Origin of the sequence: Mesorhizobium sp. M0159, assembly GCF_040322295.1 — a bacterium.
Lineage (GTDB): Bacteria > Pseudomonadota > Alphaproteobacteria > Rhizobiales > Rhizobiaceae > Mesorhizobium.
The window spans coordinates 1-17,424 of sequence record NZ_JAMYTF010000009.1 but is presented as its reverse complement, the minus strand read 5'-3'; the positions used below and the strand labels follow the sequence as shown (position 1 = coordinate 17,424).

Annotated in this window: 14 protein-coding genes; 11 read left to right on the top strand and 3 right to left on the bottom strand. The window is 63.8% G+C overall.

The window, feature by feature from the left end; all coding sequences use genetic code 11:
* Positions 1-48: 48 nt before the first annotated feature.
* Complete coding sequence (locus tag NKJ32_RS12060; RefSeq protein WP_352542481.1) at positions 49-534, bottom strand: MarR family winged helix-turn-helix transcriptional regulator; 486 nt, start codon at positions 532-534, stop codon at positions 49-51.
* 101 nt (positions 535-635) lie between these two features.
* On the opposite strand from NKJ32_RS12060, the gene NKJ32_RS12055 reads away from it, so the two are divergent.
* Positions 636-1,526, top strand: a complete 891-nt coding sequence (locus NKJ32_RS12055) for a DMT family transporter (RefSeq protein ID WP_352503215.1) — start codon at positions 636-638, stop codon at positions 1,524-1,526.
* A 19-nt stretch (positions 1,527-1,545) separates the two neighbouring features.
* Here the strand turns inward: NKJ32_RS12055 and ubiG are convergent, their stop codons facing one another.
* The gene (ubiG, locus tag NKJ32_RS12050) at positions 1,546-2,295 is read right to left on the bottom strand and encodes a bifunctional 2-polyprenyl-6-hydroxyphenol methylase/3-demethylubiquinol 3-O-methyltransferase UbiG (protein WP_023675148.1); all 750 of its coding nucleotides are present in this window, start codon (positions 2,293-2,295) and stop codon (positions 1,546-1,548) included.
* Between the two features lie 214 nt (positions 2,296-2,509).
* Between ubiG and NKJ32_RS12045 the strand changes: the two genes are divergently transcribed.
* From NKJ32_RS12045 to NKJ32_RS12005, 9 genes are all read left to right on the top strand, one after another.
* Positions 2,510-3,079: a putative glycolipid-binding domain-containing protein gene (locus NKJ32_RS12045; protein ID WP_352577137.1), complete on the top strand. Its 570-nt coding sequence runs from the start codon at positions 2,510-2,512 to the stop codon at positions 3,077-3,079.
* A 198-nt stretch (positions 3,080-3,277) separates the two neighbouring features.
* Positions 3,278-4,531: an aspartate kinase gene (locus NKJ32_RS12040; RefSeq protein ID WP_352634310.1), complete on the top strand. Its 1,254-nt coding sequence runs from the start codon at positions 3,278-3,280 to the stop codon at positions 4,529-4,531.
* A gap of 180 nt (positions 4,532-4,711) precedes the next feature.
* Positions 4,712-6,982, top strand: a complete 2,271-nt coding sequence (gene ptsP / locus NKJ32_RS12035) for a phosphoenolpyruvate--protein phosphotransferase (RefSeq protein WP_352621697.1) — start codon at positions 4,712-4,714, stop codon at positions 6,980-6,982.
* Positions 6,983-6,990: 8 nt separating this feature from the next.
* Positions 6,991-8,070 carry a peptide chain release factor 1 gene (prfA, locus tag NKJ32_RS12030; RefSeq protein WP_352633855.1) on the top strand — a complete coding sequence of 360 codons (1,080 nt, stop codon included), beginning with the start codon at positions 6,991-6,993 and terminating at the stop codon, positions 8,068-8,070.
* Positions 8,063-8,941 carry a peptide chain release factor N(5)-glutamine methyltransferase gene (gene prmC, locus NKJ32_RS12025; RefSeq protein WP_352621700.1) on the top strand — a complete coding sequence of 293 codons (879 nt, stop codon included), beginning with the start codon at positions 8,063-8,065 and terminating at the stop codon, positions 8,939-8,941. Before prfA ends, prmC begins: the two co-directional genes overlap by 8 nt.
* A gap of 331 nt (positions 8,942-9,272) precedes the next feature.
* Complete coding sequence (locus tag NKJ32_RS12020; protein WP_352570513.1) at positions 9,273-10,235, top strand: DUF4167 domain-containing protein; 963 nt, start codon at positions 9,273-9,275, stop codon at positions 10,233-10,235.
* Between the two features lie 238 nt (positions 10,236-10,473).
* On the top strand, positions 10,474-13,080 hold the full coding sequence (gene clpB / locus NKJ32_RS12015; RefSeq protein ID WP_352646612.1) for an ATP-dependent chaperone ClpB: 2,607 nt from the start codon (positions 10,474-10,476) through the stop codon (positions 13,078-13,080).
* A 145-nt stretch (positions 13,081-13,225) separates the two neighbouring features.
* A complete protein-coding gene (locus NKJ32_RS12010; RefSeq protein WP_352646609.1) occupies positions 13,226-13,591 on the top strand; it encodes an MmcQ/YjbR family DNA-binding protein in 366 nt (121 codons plus the stop codon).
* Positions 13,592-13,828: 237 nt separating this feature from the next.
* Positions 13,829-15,310, top strand: coding sequence for a L,D-transpeptidase family protein (locus tag NKJ32_RS12005; RefSeq protein ID WP_352577123.1), 1,482 nt, complete (start codon positions 13,829-13,831; stop codon positions 15,308-15,310).
* A 21-nt stretch (positions 15,311-15,331) separates the two neighbouring features.
* On the opposite strand, the gene NKJ32_RS12000 is transcribed toward NKJ32_RS12005, so the two are convergent.
* Positions 15,332-15,964, bottom strand: a complete 633-nt coding sequence (locus tag NKJ32_RS12000) for a TMEM175 family protein (RefSeq protein WP_352646607.1) — start codon at positions 15,962-15,964, stop codon at positions 15,332-15,334.
* Between the two features lie 168 nt (positions 15,965-16,132).
* On the opposite strand from NKJ32_RS12000, the gene NKJ32_RS11995 reads away from it, so the two are divergent.
* A partial coding sequence (locus tag NKJ32_RS11995) for an MFS transporter (protein ID WP_352827637.1) occupies positions 16,133-17,424 on the top strand: 1,292 nt, incomplete at its 3' end.

The following is a 17,424-nucleotide window of genomic DNA, read 5'->3' as shown; positions in this document are numbered from 1 at the left end:
ACGACTCCCAATGCAATGATCGCAGAGTCCCAGTGGTTGCCGTTTGGGTTAGTTCAGGCTCGCTATCAATTTTTCGAGCAGGCGAGCGAGCATGATCTGCTCCGGGCGTATCAGGCCGGAAAGTATCTGGTGCTCGTTGGCGACGTGAGCGGTAACCGCCTCGTCGATCAACGCCAGACCCTTTTTAGTCAGCTGCACGACAATGCCGCGGCGATCGTCGGGGTGCGGCCCGCGCTTGATCAGGCCGGATTTCTCGAGCCGGTCGAGGCGGTTGGTCATCGCGCCCGACGTCACCATCGTCGCCTCGTAGAGAGCCGTCGGCGTCAGCGCGTATGGCGGCCCGGAACGACGCAGCGTTGCCAGCACATCGAATTCTCCGGATTGCAGCCCGTAACTTGCAAACAGCGGCGCCAGCCGCTCTCGTGCGATCAGCGAGGCGGCCTCGTTCAACCGTCCGAGCACGGCCATCGGCGAGACATCGAGATCCGGCCGTTCCTTTTTCCATTGCCCGATCGCTTTTGCTGCGCGATCCATGTCTCTCACCGTTATGTATCTTTACGTGAAGAATCTTTAGCTTATCTTACCTCAGCTTGCGATATTGGCCAAGTGCCGCGAACGGGCGACGGGACGGTGCGATGAAATTTCTCTGGGACTCGGCGCTTGGCCTTCTGGTTGTCACCGGTGGACTGCTCGGCCTGACGCTGCCGTTCGGCAAGATCGCGACGGCGGCCGGCGTGGCCGCCATGGTCTGGGCCTTCGTCATCTCGCTTGGTGCCGGCGGCGTGCTTTTGTGCGCATTGCTGCTCAACGGGAAGCGCATGCGGCTTACGCCGCACAGGCTGCGCTATTTCTTCGTCACCGCGGCCGTCTCATATGCAATCCCCAATCTGCTGATGTTTTCAGCCATTCCGCATCTGGGCGCCGGCTACAGCGGCATCATGTTCACGCTGTCGCCGGTCGTCACGCTGGTGTTCTCGATGCTGCTCGGCGTCAGGCGCCCGACCATGCTGGGCATCGTCGGCATAGTCGTCGGTTTCGTCGGCGCAGTCATGGTGGCGGTGACGCGCGGCGAAGCGGGCCAGCCGGCCGAATTTTTCTGGGTTGCGATGGGCCTGCTCATCCCGGTCAGCCTCGCCGCCGGCAACATTTACCGTACCGTCGACTGGCCCGAAGGCACCGGCCCGATCGAGCTCGCCGTCGGCAGCCATCTGGCAGCAGCCTTGATGCTGTTTGCCGGCATTCTGGTCCTGCTTGGCGGCAATGCATTCGGCTCGCTCGGCGGCGTGCCGCTGGTCGCTGCGGCACAGGTGGCATCAGCCTCGGCGATGTTCGCCTTCTTCTTCCGCCTGCAAGCGGTCGGCGGCCCGGTCTATCTCAGCCAGATCGGCTACGTCGCGGCGGCGGTCGGGCTGTTTGCCGGGACCCTCTTCCTCGGCGAGCGCTATCAACTGCTGACCTGGGCCGGTGCCGTCATCATCACCGCCGGCGTGTTCATCACCACCAAGGCGCAAAGCCAGAGGCCATAGGGGCCAGAAGGCGTAAGCTTCAAACGGATGCCTTCTCCGCCAGCACCATGTAGTTGACGTCCATGTCCTTCGAGCGCTGCCAGCGGTCGGCGAGCGGGTTGTAGGTGACGCCGGTGCGGTCGATGACGGTCAGGCCGGCGCCGGCAAGCGCCTTTTCCAGTTCCTCGGGGCGCACCAGCTTGCCGAACTGGTGGGTGCCGCGTGGCAGCCAACGCAGCACATATTCGGCGCCGATGATGGCCAGGCCCAGGGCCTTCAGCGTGCGGTTGATGGTGGCGACGAACATGATGCCGCCAGGCTTGACCATCTCGCCGCATTTGGCCAGGAACAGATCGACATTGGCGACATGCTCGACCACTTCCATGTTGAGGATGACGTCGAATTTTTCGCCGGCATCGGCAAGGTCTTCCGCGGTCGTGGCGCGATAATCCACGCTCACGCCGACTTCCGCCGCATGCAGCTTGGCCACTTCGATGTTGGTGGCGGAGGCATCGGCGCCGACCACTTCGGCGCCAAGCCGCGCCATCGGCTCGCACAAAAGCCCGCCGCCGCAGCCGATGTCAAGGAAGCGCAGGCCTTCGAATGGCCGTGCCGCACGCGGATCGCGGCCGAAGCGGGCCGCCACCTGGTCGCGGATATAGGCAAGCCGGATCGGGTTGAACTTGTGCAACGGGCGGAACTTGCCGTTCGGGTTCCACCATTCGGCAGCAAGGGCGGAAAAGCGTTCCACCTCTCCGGCATCGATCGTCGATCGTCGGGGCTCTGGCATGGCGTGGTCTCCTCGGACGCTAGGAAGTCGGGCGCGAGGCTGCGAATGTCAAGGCGCGAAATTCGCCGCCGGCGGTGCGATGCGCGCGATGCCTTCCGGCGCGGCCTTTTGCCGGCTGCATTTGTGTCAGCACGTGTCAGTTGATGGTGTGCCGGAAGGAAACGCCTAGGCTTTGGCGGACGAAGCAGAGACATCGGGTTCGGAGGAGTGCGCAATGATGCGAACGGTTGCTTCCATTCTTTGGCGCCGGCTTGACCAGGAAGGCCACGACGCTTGCCTTCTGTCGGAAGCGAGTTCCGGGTGGAACCTCAGGGGACAGGCGCTTTTCGTCCAGGACGGCGAGCCGTGCAGCATCGCCTACGAGGCGGACTGCGACGCCGATTGGCATACACGATCGGCGCGCGCCGACGGCTTTCTCGGCACGCAAGAGCTGCATTACAGGATCGACCGGCTGACCGAGCGCCAATGGACGCTGAACGGCGAGCATCAAGCGGAAGTCGACGGTCTCATCGATGTCGATCTCGGCTTCACGCCCGCCACAAACCTTTTGGCGCTTCGCCGTTTTGCCCTCGATGTCGGTACGGCGACGCCCGCGCCGGCAGCCTATCTGACATTTCCCGAACTCAGGCTCGTTCGCCTCGAGCAAACCTATCAGCGCGTCGATGCTGCACATTACGCCTATGCCGCCCCGATGTTCGGCTACCACGAGACACTGGAGGTCTCGCCGCTCGGTTTCGTCCTCGATTATCCGCGCCTGTGGAGAGCCACGGCACAGCTGGGCTGAAGCGAGCGGCATTTGCCAAGAGGCAGTGCAGGCGTGACGCTGTGCTCGTGTGTCGCCTGGCCGGCAGCGGCGGCATGCCTTGCGAAACCGCGATCATTTGGCTAAGGAGGCCGCGCATTGAGCGCCCGGCCACAGCTTGGCGCATTTTTCCGCTTTTCGGCCTTCGGTCCGGCATCCAGTCAAAGGCATTTCGCTTCTATGGCGCGCATCGTGATGAAATTCGGCGGAACGTCCGTCGCCGACATCGTCCGCATCCGCAATGTGGCGCGTCATGTCAAACGCGAGGTCGACGCCGGCCATGAGGTCGCCGTCGTGGTCTCGGCGATGGCCGGCAAGACCAACGAGCTCGTGCAATGGACGCGCGAGGCCTCGCCGATGCACGATGCGCGTGAATATGACGCCGTGGTCGCCTCCGGCGAGCAGGTCACTGCCGGCTTGCTGGCGATCGCGCTGCAGAATATCGGCGTGCATGCCCGCTCCTGGCAAGGCTGGCAGATCCCGATCAAGACCGACAACGCGCATGGCGCGGCGCGCATTCTCGACATCGACGGCGCGTTCTTGATCAAGCGCTTCGGCGAAGGCCAGGTGGCGGTGGTTGCCGGTTTCCAGGGCATCGGGCCGGACAATCGGATCGCGACACTCGGTCGGGGCGGCTCCGATACCAGCGCAGTCGCCATCGCGGCAGCGGTCAAGGCCGACCGCTGCGATATCTACACCGACGTCGACGGGGTCTATACGACCGATCCGCGCATCGAGCCGAAGGCGCGGCGGCTGGCCAAGATTTCGTTCGAGGAAATGCTCGAAATGGCCTCGCTCGGCGCCAAGGTCCTGCAGGTGCGCTCGGTCGAGCTTGCCATGGTGCACAGGGTGCGTACTTTCGTGCGGTCGTCCTTCGACGATCCCGACGCACCAGGAATGGGGGATTTGCTTAATCCGCCGGGAACGCTTATTTGCGACGAGGAAGAGATCGTGGAACAGCAGGTCGTCACCGGAATTGCCTACGCCAAGGACGAGGCGCAGATTTCGTTGCGCCGCGTCGGCGATCGGCCGGGCGTCGCCGCCGGCATTTTCGGGCCGCTGGCCGAGGCCAACATCAATGTCGACATGATCGTCCAGAATATCTCCGAGGACGGCAAGTTCACTGACATGACCTTCACCGTGCCATCCGGCGACGTCGACAAGGCGCTCGCCGTGCTCGAGCGGCTGAAGGCGACGATCGGCTACGACGTGGTGCAGTCGGAAGCCGGCATGTCGAAGGTCTCGGTCATCGGCATCGGCATGCGCAGCCATGCCGGCGTCGCCGCTACCGCCTTCAAGGCGCTTGCCGACCGCGCGATCAACATCCGCGCCATCACGACGTCCGAAATCAAGATTTCGATCCTGATCGACGGTCCCTATACGGAACTAGCAGTTCGCACTTTGCATTCCGTGTACGGTCTGGATAAGCAGTAGCGGACTGCATCGGCCCGAAATCGGAATCGATTTTCGGAAGGCAGGATGCAGCGGATCGAAAATCTTGGAGCGGTCTTTATGCGTCCAATTGGACGATGGCGCTCTAATTGAGTTGTTGCGTTTGTGCCGCTGTGCAGGGCAACCTGCACCGGTTGAAACGCTATTGGAGAAGAAGCCGCGATGCGTGATTCGGCCAGTGGCCCGCGCGTTTTGCTGAAACGGCTCCGCGAGCTCATGCAAGAGCCGCTGGAGCCGCAGGAGCGGCTTGACCGAATCGTGCGCGACATCGCCTCCAACATGGTTGCCGAGGTTTGCTCGCTCTATGTGCTGCGCGCCGATTCGGTGCTCGAACTCTACGCCACCGAAGGCCTGAACCCGAACGCCGTCCACCTGGCGCAGCTCAGGCTGGGGCAAGGCCTGGTCGGCACGATCGCGGCCTCGGCGCGGCCGCTCAACCTCTCCAACGCACAGGAGCATCCTGCCTTCGCCTACCTGCCGGAGACAGGGGAAGAGATATACAATTCCTTCCTCGGCGTGCCGGTGCTGCGGGCAGGGCGGACACTCGGCGTCCTGGTCGTGCAGAACAAGACCATGCGCCATTATCGCGACGACGAGGTCGAGGCGCTGGAAACGACGGCGATGGTGATCGCCGAGATGATCGCCACCGGCGATCTGGAGCGGCTGACAAGGCCCGGCCTAGAGCTCGATCTGCGCCGCCCGGTAAGCTTTACCGGCCTGTCCTTCAACGAAGGCGTCGGGCTCGGCCATGTGGTGCTGCACGAGCCGCGCATCGTCGTCACCAATCTTTTCAACGAGGACAGCGAGGAAGAGGTCAGGCGGCTCGACGCGTCGCTCGGCTCGCTCAGGCTCTCCATCGACGACATGCTGGAGCGCCGCGACGTCGCCTTCGAGGGCGAGCATCGCCAGGTGCTCGAAGCCTATCGCATGTTCGCCAACGACCGCGGCTGGGTGCGCCGGCTCGAGGAGGCGATCCGCAACGGCCTGACGGCCGAAGCGGCGGTCGAAAAGGTGCAGAGCGACATGCGTGCCCGCATGCTGCACATGACCGATCCGTATCTGCGCGAACGGATGAGCGATTTCGACGATCTCGCCAATCGGCTGCTGCGGCAGCTGATGGGGCGCGGACCGGAGGACGTCGCGGCCTCGCTGCCCAAGGACGCCATCATCGTCGCCCGCTCCATGGGTGCTGCGGAGCTGCTCGATTATCCCAGGGACAAGCTGCGCGGGCTGGTGCTGGAGGACGGCGCCGCGACCAGCCATGTCGTCATCGTGGCGCGGGCCATGGGCATACCGGTCGCCGGCCAGATGAAGGGCGCCGTTTCCATGGCGGAAAACGGCGATGCCATCATCGTCGACGGCGAGGAAGGCGCGATCCATCTGCGCCCGCAGCCCGACCTCGAGGCGGCCTATGCCGAGAAAGTGCGTTTCCGGGCGCGGCGGCAGGAGGTCTACCGCGAGCTGCGCAAGAAGCCGTCGGTGACCAAGGACGGTGTCCAGGTCGACCTTCTGATGAATGCCGGGCTGGCGGTCGACCTGCCGCAACTGGCCGAAGCGGGCGCGGCCGGCATCGGCCTGTTCCGCACCGAGCTGCAATTCATGGTCGCCTCGACCTTTCCGCGCGCGGAAGCCCAGGAGCGCTTGTACCGTGACGTGCTCGAGGCGGCGCGCGACAAGCCGGTGACGTTCCGCACCATCGATATTGGCGGCGACAAGGTGCTGCCCTATTTCAAGGGCTCGATCCAGGAGGAGAACCCGGCGCTCGGCTGGCGCGCCATCCGCCTGACGCTCGACCGGCCTGGCCTGCTGCGCACCCAGATCCGCGCGCTGCTCAAGGCGTGCGGCGGGCGCGAACTGAAGCTGATGCTGCCAATGGTGACGGAACTCGGTGAGATCGTGCAGGCGCGCGAGATCATCGATCGCGAGGTCCGGCATTTGTCGCGCTTTGCCCATCATTTGCCGACCAGCCTTAAGGTGGGGGCGATGCTGGAGGTGCCGTCGCTGCTGTTCCAGCTCGACGAGTTGATGAAGGCGGTCGATTTCGTCTCGGTCGGCTCGAACGACCTGTTCCAGTTCGTCATGGCGGTGGACCGTGGCAATACCCAATTGTCCGACCGCTTCGACCCGCTGTCGACGCCGTTCCTGCGTGTTTTGAAGCAAATTGCCGATGCCGGGGCTCGCAACCAGACGCCGGTGACCCTGTGCGGCGAACTTGCCGGCAAGCCGATCTCGGCGATGGCGCTGATCGGCCTTGGCTATCGCTCGATCTCGATGTCGCCGGCATCGATCGGCCCGGTCAAGGCGATGCTGACGGAACTGCCGCTCAGCGAACTGGAAGCGTTCTTCGACGACAATCTGATGGCGCCGGCGCATGGCCTGCCGATGCGGGCGCTGCTGCAAGCCTTTGCCGATGACCGCTCGATACCGCTATAGACTTCGCCATGATCAACCTGCCCCGCGACCGTATGGATCAAGTCGTCAAGCGTTTCGACATGCTCGAAGCGCAGATGTCGGCCGGGCCAGCGCCGGACGCCTATGTCAGGATGGCCTCCGAATATGCCGACATCCAGGAGATGGTGGCAAAGATCAGGGCGCTGCGCGCCGCCGAGCGCGAACAGGCCGATCTGGAGGCGATGCTCGCCGACAAGGGCACCGACGCCGAGATGCGCGCCTTGGCCGAGGCCGACCTGCCGGAGGTCAAGCATCGCATCGAGGCGCTGCAGAAGGACATCCAGATCCTGCTGTTGCCCAAGGATGCCGCCGACGACAAGAACGCCATCCTCGAGATCCGCGCCGGCACCGGCGGCGACGAGGCGGCGCTTTTCGCCGGCGACCTGTTTCGCATGTACGAGCGCTATGCCGCGGCGCATGGCTGGCGTTTCGAGACGGTGTCGGCCAGCGAGGGTGAGGTCGGCGGCTACAAGGAAATCATCGCCACCGTTTCGGGCAAGGGCGTCTTTGCCCATCTGAAGTTCGAATCCGGCGTGCACCGGGTGCAGCGCGTGCCGACGACCGAGGCGGGCGGACGCATTCATACCTCGGCGGCGACGGTCGCGGTGCTGCCGGAAGCCGAAGAGGTCGACATCGACATCAGGGCCGAAGACATCCGCATCGACACGATGCGCGCCTCGGGTTCCGGCGGCCAGCACGTCAACACCACCGATTCGGCCGTGCGCATCACCCATCTGCCGACCGGCATCATGGTGGTGCAGGCGGAAAAGTCGCAGCACCAGAACCGGGCGAAGGCCATGCAGATCCTGCGCGCCAGGCTCTACGACCTCGAGCGCAGCAAGGCGGACGAGGAACGTTCCGAATCGCGCAAGTCGCAGGTCGGCTCGGGCGACCGCTCGGAACGCATCCGCACCTATAATTTTCCGCAGGGTCGCGTCACCGATCATCGTATCAACCTGACGCTCTATAAGCTCGACCGGGTGATGATGGGCGAACTCGACGAGATCATCGACGCGCTGATAGCCGATCACCAGTCGAAGCTGCTCGCCGATATCGGCATCGATGGCTGACAGCCTGCCCGCCACGCTGGCGCCGCTGCTGCGGGAGGCGCGAAACCGGCTCGCCGCAGCCGGGATCGCGGATCCGGCGCTCGATGCCAGGCTGATCGTCGAGCATTTTTCCGGCACCAGTCGCACGCAGGCCATCGCCGATCCCGGGCGCGCTGTCGATACGGACGTGACGGCGGTAATCGAAGCCGCCTTGCGGCGGCGCATCGCCGGCGAGCCGGTACACCGGATCCTTGGCTACCGCGAATTCTACGGCTTGCGCCTTTCGCTTTCGCCGCAAACGCTGGAGCCGCGGCCGGATACCGAAACGCTGGTCGAGGCTATACTGCCCTTCGTCAAGGCAATGGCGGCACGCGAGGGCGGCTGCCGCATCCTCGATCTAGGGACCGGTACCGGTGCCATCGCGCTGGCGCTGCTCAGCGCCGTTCCGGCCGCGACCGCCACCGGCGTTGACATTTCGCAGGAGGCGCTGGCCACAGCCATGCGTAATGCCGGGGAATTGGGGCTCGTCGGCCGGTTCACGCCGGTCAAATCCGACTGGTTTGAAAAAGTTTCTGGCCTGTACCATGTAATTGTCGCAAACCCTCCCTATATACCCTCAGACGACATTGGAAATCTGCAGGACGAGGTCCGCGGTTTCGATCCACGCCAGGCCCTCGATGGCGGCGTGGATGGTCTGAGCCCCTACAGGAAGATCGCCGCGGGAGCGGCAGCGTATTTGGAACTCCAAGGCAGGATTGCGGTCGAGATCGGCCATACGCAGCACCAACAGGTTACGGAGATATTCTCCGCGGCCGGGTACCGTTCGGTCGGGGTGTTTCGTGATCTCGGCGGAAACGACAGAGTTCTTGTGTTCGAACGGTGGAAGCCGTGATGCAGTGCGAAAAAAGCGCTTGGCAATACCGGGGAATGCGGCTAGGGTCGCGTTAACCGGATGAGACGAAGCAGGCAGTGCTCTTAGCGATTCGGTTTTCCTTGGAAATAGCTGCCTTCTTGCGCAAACGACGCCCAAGCTTCGTGCGGGAATCGTCCGGCAAGTGAAGTAACCGGAACAGGATGGCACGTGGCGCCAACGCAATTGATGCGGGCGAACGCCGGTGAAGGAACGAAACGGCTGGCCGTATGAGCGCCTCCGTTCGTGAAGAGTTTTTCGAAAATTTCAAAGTGAAGAGAGTCTAATGAGGCCACAACAGCAAAACAGGCGCATGCGCGGTCGCAACAACAGTGGCGGCGGCGGCAACAACAATAACAACAACAATCGTAAGGGGCCGAATCCCCTGACGCGTAACTATGAGAGCAACGGCCCGGACGTGAAGATCCGCGGATCGGCTCAGCAGATTGCCGAGAAGTACGCAACCCTTGCCCGTGACGCGCAAAGCTCCGGCGACCGGGTGATGGCGGAAAACTATCTCCAGCATGCAGAGCACTATAACCGCATCATCGCAGCCGCTCAGGCGCAGATGCCGATCCAGAACGCCCAGCAGAATCGCGACGATTTCGACGATGACGGCGACGAGGATCGCGACGAGTTCGACAATGCCGGCAACAACAATGCCAACGAGACGTCGGGTTCGGCGGTCAATCACGGGGCCGGCCCGCAGCCGGTCATCGATGGCACGCCGGCCGAGCTGGCGCTGAACCAGGAAAACAGCCGCGACAATCGGGGCGGCCGCGATAACCGTGACGGACGCGACAACAATGGCGGACGCCACCGCGACCGTCGCCCCAATGGCGGTTACGGCCAGAACGGCCAGCGCGGCGAGTATGGCGCGCGCGGCGAGCAGCAGGGTGGACAGCGCGTCGAACAGCCACGGCGCGACGAGACGCCGGCGCAGGCGGAGCCCGTGCCGGCCGCTGAGCCGGTCTTTGTGAGCGAGCCCGCACCGCAATTCGAAAACCTTTCGCCAGCGGGTCTCGCCGCCCAGGCCGAGCTCAACGAAGCCGCGGCCGAAAACAGCCCGGCACGCCGCCCCAGGCGTCCGCGCCGTCCGCGGCTCGATGTCGAACCGGCAAATGGCGGCAACGACAACGCCGGCCGTGACAGTGCCGAGACAAGCAGTGCCGAGACAAGCAATGCCGAGACTGGCAATACCGACGCTGGCAATGTCGATGCAGCGCCGGCTGAAGGCCCCGGCGGTCAAGCTGTGATCGCAGACGTCGAGAATTGATCGGAAAAACGTTCAGCCGATCTTAGCGCATCCTTTACCCTGGACGGCGGAGAGAAATCTCCGCCGTTTTTGTTTTGCGCGCTCGGAATATTATGCATTCGCCAGTGTCGAGGCGTCTTGAGGGTCCGTGGTTTGCGTCCCATATCTTGCGTGAACAGGATCCGGCTCGAACGGGCGGGTCCGTCACCGCAATCTGATCCGGTGCCGCGAAGCGGGCCGGTGACGGAAGGAGACAGGCATGAATCTTGAAAAATATTCCGAGCGCGTGCGCGGCTTTATCCAGTCCGCGCAAACCATGGCGCTTTCCCGCAATCACCAGCAATTCACCCCCGAGCATATCCTCAAGGTCCTTGTCGATGACGACGAGGGCCTGGCTGCGTCGCTGATCGAGCGCGCCGGCGGCAATGTCCGTGACGTCAAGCTCGGCGTCGAAACGGCACTGGAGGCAATGCCCAAGGTCGAGGGCGGCAATGGCCAGCTCTATCTGGCGCAGCCGCTGGCAAAGGTGTTTTCGACCGCCGAGGAACTGGCCAAGAAGGCCAGTGACAGCTTCGTTACCGTCGAACGGCTATTGCAGGCGCTGGCCATGGAAAAATCGGCCAAGACCGCCGACATCCTGTCCAAGGCGGGTGTCACGCCGCAGGCGCTGAACCAGGTCATCAACGACGTACGCAAAGGTCGCACTGCCGATTCGGCGAGCGCCGAGCAGGGCTACGACGCGCTGAAGAAATACGCGCGCGACCTGACGGCGGACGCCCGCGCGGGCAAGCTCGATCCGGTCATCGGCCGCGACGACGAAATCCGCCGCACCATCCAGGTGCTGTCGCGCCGCACCAAGAACAACCCAGTGCTGATCGGCGAACCCGGCGTCGGCAAGACGGCGATCGCCGAAGGGCTGGCGCTGCGCATCGTCAATGGCGATGTGCCGGAATCGCTCAAGGACAAGCAGCTGATGGCGCTCGACATGGGGTCGCTGATCGCCGGCGCCAAATACCGCGGCGAGTTCGAGGAGCGGCTGAAGGCGGTGCTTTCCGAAGTCACGTCTGCCGCCGGCGGCATCATTCTGTTCATCGACGAGATGCACACGCTTGTCGGTGCCGGCAAGGCGGATGGCGCCATGGACGCGTCGAACCTGCTGAAGCCGGCGCTCGCCCGCGGCGAACTGCACTGCGTCGGCGCCACCACGCTCGACGAGTACCGCAAGCATGTCGAGAAGGATGCGGCCCTTGCCCGCCGCTTCCAGCCGGTCTTCGTCAATGAGCCGACGGTCGAAGACACCGTCTCGATCCTGCGCGGCCTGAAAGAGAAATACGAGCAGCACCACAAGGTGCGCATCTCGGATTCGGCGCTGGTCGCGGCCGCTACACTGTCAAACCGTTACATCGCCGACCGCTTCCTGCCGGACAAGGCGATCGATCTCGTCGACGAGGCCGCGTCGCGGCTCCGCATGCAGGTCGATTCGAAGCCCGAGGCGCTGGACGAGATCGATCGCCGCATCATGCAGCTCAAGATCGAGCGCGAGGCGCTGAAGGTCGAGAAGGACGATGCCTCGAAGGACCGGCTCGCCCGGCTTGAGAAGGAACTCTCGAACCTGGAGGAGGAATCGACCGAGCTGACCTCGAAATGGCAGGCCGAGAAGCAGAAGCTCGGGCTTGCCGCCGACCTCAAGAAGCAGCTCGACGAGGCGCGCAACGAACTTGCCATTGCCCAGCGCAAGGGCGAATTCCAGCGCGCCGGCGAACTTGCCTATGGCAAGATCCCGGAACTCGAAAAGCAGCTGAAGCAGGCCGAAGCCAGGGATGGCAAGGCCGGCATGGTCGAAGAAGTGGTCGGCCCCGATCATGTCGCCCATATCGTCTCGCGCTGGACGGGGATCCCGGTCGACAAGATGCTGGAAGGCGAGCGCGACAAGCTGTTGCGCATGGAAGACGAGATCGGCAAGCGCGTCGTCGGCCAGGGCGAGGCGGTGCAGGCAGTGTCGAAAGCCGTGCGCCGTGCGCGCGCCGGCCTTCAGGACCCGAACCGGCCGCTCGGCTCGTTCATGTTCCTCGGACCGACGGGCGTCGGCAAGACCGAATTGACCAAGGCGCTGGCCAGCTTCCTGTTCGACGACGAGAGCGCCATGGTGCGTATCGACATGTCGGAGTTCATGGAGAAGCACTCGGTCGCCCGGCTGATCGGCGCGCCTCCCGGCTATGTCGGCTATGAGGAAGGCGGCGCGCTGACCGAAGCGGTGCGGCGCCGGCCCTATCAGGTCGTGCTGTTCGACGAGATCGAGAAGGCGCATCCTGATGTCTTCAACGTGCTGCTGCAGGTGCTCGACGACGGCCGGCTGACCGATGGGCAGGGCCGCACGGTCGATTTCCGCAACACGCTGATCATCATGACATCGAACCTCGGCGGCGAATATCTGGTCAATCTCGGCGAGGACCAGGATGTCGACGTCGTGCGCGACGAGGTGATGAATGTCGTCAGGGCTTCGTTCCGGCCGGAATTCCTCAACCGCATCGACGAGGTAATCCTGTTCCACCGGCTGCGCCGGCAGGATATGGGTCGTATCGTCGAGATCCAGCTCAAGCGCCTGGAAAACCTGCTTGTCGACCGCAAGATCGCGCTTTCGCTCGATCAGGAGGCGATCGACTGGCTAGCGGCCAAGGGTTACGACCCGGCCTATGGCGCGCGGCCGCTGAAGCGGGTGATGCAGAAGGAATTGCAGGACCCGCTGGCGGAAAAGATCCTGCTCGGCGAGATCCTCGACGGCTCGACCGTCAAGGTCACCGCTGGGTCCGACCGCTTGAACTTCCGCTCGAAGCCGGCAGTCGTGGCAACCGAAGCGGCCGCCTGAGCTCAAGCCAAGAGCCTGTTCCATCCCGATCGAATCGGGATGGAATTCCTATCTTCAATCTCGACCATGATCCTTTCCGAAAAACCGGCATACCCTTTTGTTACGCCGGCCTTCGGTTCATGGTCTGAAACTTGGTGGGGCGCAGATGACGTTGGACGACTACAATAGTTTCTGCGCCTCGCTGCCTTCGACGATCCATGTCGTGCAGTGGGGCGGCGCCCATGTCTGGAAGGTCGGCGGCAAGGTCTTCGCGATCGGCGGCTGGAGTGAGGGCAAGGAGCCGTTCGTTACCTTCAAATGCTCCGACATCGCCTATGACGTGCTGAGGGAGCAGCCGGGCCTTCGGCCCGCGCCCTATCTTGCCTCACGCGGCATGAAATGGATCCAGCGCCAGACCGGCGAAAGCATGGATGATGGCGCGCTGAAGGATTACCTGCGCGAAAGCCACCGTCTTGTCGTGCTGAAGCTGACGAAGCAGGCGCGCAAGGAATTGCGGCTCGCTGCCGGTTAATCGGTCAGAAATCCGCCATCTTCATGCCCGGTTCATATTGGAACCTTATCGTTGGCAACTGATTTGCTGGCGAAGGGGTTCGCCTACCACATCGGCCCGAAATCGAGTTTTGATTTTCGCAAAGCACGATGCGGAGATTTAAAGCGTTAGAGCGTCCTTTGCGCGTCGAAAAGACGCGCGGCGCTTTGAAGAGACAATGCCGGCGGCGGCAATTACGGACCGGAGAATTTGGCCATCATGTTGCGCACCATCTTCACCCTTTCAGCGCTTGCTGCCGGGCTGCTGGCGTCGAATGCGATGGCCTCGCCAATAGTGGATACCGCGCCACGGGTGGTTCGTGCCGCCAATGGCGGCGGCATTCTTGTAGCCCAGAACGGCAATCTCGATATCTACTACGATGCCAGGGGAAACCGCGTCATCGTCGATGCGGAGACCGGCAAGGTCATCGCCATCCAGCCGCCGCAGACCAGGCTCGACCGCCGCGCCTTGCGCCGCGAGCGCTTGCGCAACCTGGGACCGGTCGAGGACGACCCCTATTATCTCGACGACCCTGAGGACACGGCGCGGTTCCGCCGCAGGCAGATGGAAGACGAGGGCAGGGTCATCATACCGCCGGCTGACGAGTACGACCCCTATGGCGACAATTCGGTGGAAGCCTTCCCCGAAGCGCCACGGGATGACGGCTACGGCAACGGTTATCCGGAGGCAGCGCAGCCGGTAAAGCCGCGCACCATCGAGCGCCAGCCGCTCAACGAGGCCTCGATCGAGCCGGTCGAGCCGACGGTGCCGAACGAGCAGGCGGCCTTACCGCCAGACACAGCCCCGCCGCCAAGCACTGGCGGCAAGACGGCGGTCGACCCGTCGCTTGCGCTCGGCGCCCGCGAGGACGTGGCGGCACTGCAGGTGCTGCTCGACCGTGCCGGTGCATCGCCCGGCGTCATCGACGGACGCTTCGGCTCGAATGTCGACAAGGCACTCGCCGCCTATAACGAAATCACCGGCAGCAATCTGAAATCGACCGACGCGGTCGGTATCCAGGCGGCCCTGGCGCAATCCGGTGGCGATGCCTTCGCCTCCTACACGATCACGCCCGAGGATGCGGCCGGCCCCTATGTCGCCTCGATACCGGAGGACTACAGCCAAAAGGCCCAGCTCGATCGGATGGGCTACACGTCGGTACCCGAAGCGCTGGCCGAGCGCTTCCATATGGATGAAACCTATCTGAACAAGCTCAATCCGGACGCCAATTTCAATCGTCCGGGCACCATCATCAAGGTCGCCAATTTCGGCAGGCTGGTGGCGACGCCGGTGGCGCGCATCATCGCCGACAAGTCCAATAAGCAGGTCCGCGCCTATGATGCTGCGGGCAAGCTGGTCGCAGCCTATCCGGCGACTATCGGCTCGTCCGACACGCCGTCGCCGTCCGGCACGCATGCGGTGTCGCGTGTCGCATTGGACCCGAACTACACCTACAACCCGAACATCAATTTCAAGCAGGGCGAAAACGACAGGATCCTGACCATCCCGCCGGGGCCGAACGGCCCGGTCGGCTCGGTCTGGATTGCGCTGGACAAGCCGACCTACGGCATTCACGGCACGCCGGATCCGTCCAAGATCGGCAAGACCGAAAGCCATGGCTGCGTGCGGCTGACCAATTGGGACGCGCGCGAGCTTGCCAAGATCGTGACGCCCGGCGTTATCGTGGAGTTCGTCGACTAAAGCGCAACGCCTTCGCCCGAATCACCCGATGACCTTGCGCAGCAGTGGCGCGCGCAGCGCTGCGGCATAGATCAGCTGCACCACCAGGATGAAGCCGACGCTGAGCAACGGGCTGATCAGGCAGAGTGCAGCGCCGACGGCCCACAGGATCTGTGCCTTGACGATGCGCAGATAGACCGTTCGGGTGGTCTCCGCGTCGACACCTTCGGCCAGAAATCCGTTTTTGTCCGCGTAGCGCCAACTGGCGAGCAGCGTCAGTCCGAGCATCAAAAGATTGAACCAGTACACGAGCACCGCAGTCCTGAATTCGAGGAAGTCGGCGAGAAGGTCGGTCGAGAACGGCAGCAAGGCGATGAAGCCGAGGACACAGAGGTTCAGCGTGGCAAGCCGCCGGTCGGATTTTGCAATCAGCCCGTGTTGCGCCTGCTGGCCGAACCAGAAGATGGTCAGCGTCAGGAAGCTGAGCGCATAGGTCAGGAAGCGCGGCGCCAGTGCTGTGATCGCTGTGATCAACTCGCGTTCGGAATGCACCGTTTCATGCGCCGGCACCCTGATCTCGAGAACGATCAGGGTGAGCGCGATGGCGAACACGCCGTCGGTGATGCCGACGACGCGCCCGCGTCCTTCCGCCGAGGGTTCGAGCGGTCGTTTCATGCGGTATTTCCCCCTTGCCTGTAGCGCTGCGAGAAGCTTAGCACGGCACTTGCCGTTTGCACCCTGAGCGGCGTGATCCTGCCTGTGTGGCCAGGTTGGGCCTGGTTTCAACGAGAACAGCGTGCTGGCCGGTTGTCGCCGGCGCGCCGGCGATCTAGGTAAGGCGGCATGCACACGCCAACCAAAGTCGGTACCGGCGCCGTTCCCCTGACCGGCTCACTTCCCGCCGATACGTTCTGTCCGCAGGCGCAGCGGCGGTTCGTGCTGATCGCCGCGATCCTGGCTTCTGCGCTCGGCTTCATCGACGGGTCGGTCCTGGCCATTGCGACGCCGGCGATCCGCGTCGACCTCGGCGCCAGCCTCGCCGAGGCACAATGGATTTCCAATGCCTACGCATTGACACTCTCAGCCCTCATTCTCGTCGGCGGCGCCGCCGGCGATCGCTTCGGCCTGCGCCACTCCTTCGTCGCCGGCATCGTCCTGTTCATTGCCGCCTCGCTTGCCTGCGCGCTGGCGCCTAACCCGACGGTGCTTATTGCGTTTCGGGCTATCCAGGGTGTCGGAGCGGCCATCATGGTGCCGGGCAGCCTGGCCATTATCGCCAAAGCCTATCCGAAAAAGGAACGCGGCCGGGCGATCGGCATCTGGGCCGCAGCATCAGCACTGACGACGGCGCTCGGCCCGGTGCTGGGCGGCTTCGTGCTGTCGGCGTTCGGCGACGGCATCTGGCGGGCGATCTTCGCCATCAATCTGCCGCTCGGCCTTATCTCGGTCTATCTTCTGCTGGCCAAGGTCCCTGCCGACGCGCCGGCGGAAAAGCGCGGCCTCGATCTCGGCGGCGCTGCACTCGCCATATTGGCGTTCGGAGCTCTCGCTTACGGTCTGACCTCGATGAGCGGCGACGGGGAGGGGCTGATGTCCGGCCCGAGTATTGCCGCCGGTGCGGTTTTGCTCGTCGTGTTCATCGTCTTCGAGCGCCGGCGGCGCGAGCCGATGATCGAGCTGTCGTTGTTTCGAATCGGCGCGTTCGCGGGCGCCAATGTGGCGACCTTCTTCCTTTATTTCGCGCTGTCGGCCAATCTGTTCTATCTGCCGATGCTCATGATCGCCGGATGGGGGCTGAGCGCGGCCGAGGTCGGTTTCATCTTCCTGCCGCTTTCGGCATTGATCGCAGTGTTGTCCGGACCGGTCGGCCAGTGGTCCGACCGCATCGGGCCTCGCTTTCCGATCGCCAGCGGCAGTCTGGTTGTGGCTCTTGCCTTTGCCGGACTTGCCCTGCTGGCCTATTGGGGCATCCACAATTTCTGGATCGGGGTATTCCCGCTGATGGCTCTGATGGGGTTCGGCATGGCGCTGGTGGTATCGCCGCTGTCGCGGGGGGGGGGGGGGGCGGGGGGGGGCGGCGGGGGCGGCGCGGGGGGCGGGGGGGGGGGGGGAGGGGGCGGGGGGGAGGGCGAGAG

What these genes read in the sequence shown, in the direction of transcription:
- NKJ32_RS12005 (WP_352577123.1), top strand. Translation starts at nt 13,829, where the DNA reads ATGTTGCGCACCATCTTCACCCTTTCAGCGCTTGCTGCCGGGCTGCTG.
- prmC (WP_352621700.1), top strand. Translation starts at nt 8,063, where the DNA reads ATGGCTGACAGCCTGCCCGCCACGCTGGCGCCGCTGCTGCGGGAGGCG.
- NKJ32_RS12010 (WP_352646609.1), top strand. Translation starts at nt 13,226, where the DNA reads ATGACGTTGGACGACTACAATAGTTTCTGCGCCTCGCTGCCTTCGACG.
- NKJ32_RS12060 (WP_352542481.1), bottom strand. Translation starts at nt 534, where the DNA reads ATGGATCGCGCAGCAAAAGCGATCGGGCAATGGAAAAAGGAACGGCCG.
- NKJ32_RS12000 (WP_352646607.1), bottom strand. Translation starts at nt 15,964, where the DNA reads ATGAAACGACCGCTCGAACCCTCGGCGGAAGGACGCGGGCGCGTCGTC.
- NKJ32_RS12045 (WP_352577137.1), top strand. Translation starts at nt 2,510, where the DNA reads ATGATGCGAACGGTTGCTTCCATTCTTTGGCGCCGGCTTGACCAGGAA.
- ubiG (WP_023675148.1), bottom strand. Translation starts at nt 2,295, where the DNA reads ATGCCAGAGCCCCGACGATCGACGATCGATGCCGGAGAGGTGGAACGC.
- ptsP (WP_352621697.1), top strand. Translation starts at nt 4,712, where the DNA reads ATGCGTGATTCGGCCAGTGGCCCGCGCGTTTTGCTGAAACGGCTCCGC.
- NKJ32_RS12040 (WP_352634310.1), top strand. Translation starts at nt 3,278, where the DNA reads ATGGCGCGCATCGTGATGAAATTCGGCGGAACGTCCGTCGCCGACATC.
- NKJ32_RS12055 (WP_352503215.1), top strand. Translation starts at nt 636, where the DNA reads ATGAAATTTCTCTGGGACTCGGCGCTTGGCCTTCTGGTTGTCACCGGT.
- NKJ32_RS12020 (WP_352570513.1), top strand. Translation starts at nt 9,273, where the DNA reads ATGCGCGGTCGCAACAACAGTGGCGGCGGCGGCAACAACAATAACAAC.
- prfA (WP_352633855.1), top strand. Translation starts at nt 6,991, where the DNA reads ATGATCAACCTGCCCCGCGACCGTATGGATCAAGTCGTCAAGCGTTTC.
- clpB (WP_352646612.1), top strand. Translation starts at nt 10,474, where the DNA reads ATGAATCTTGAAAAATATTCCGAGCGCGTGCGCGGCTTTATCCAGTCC.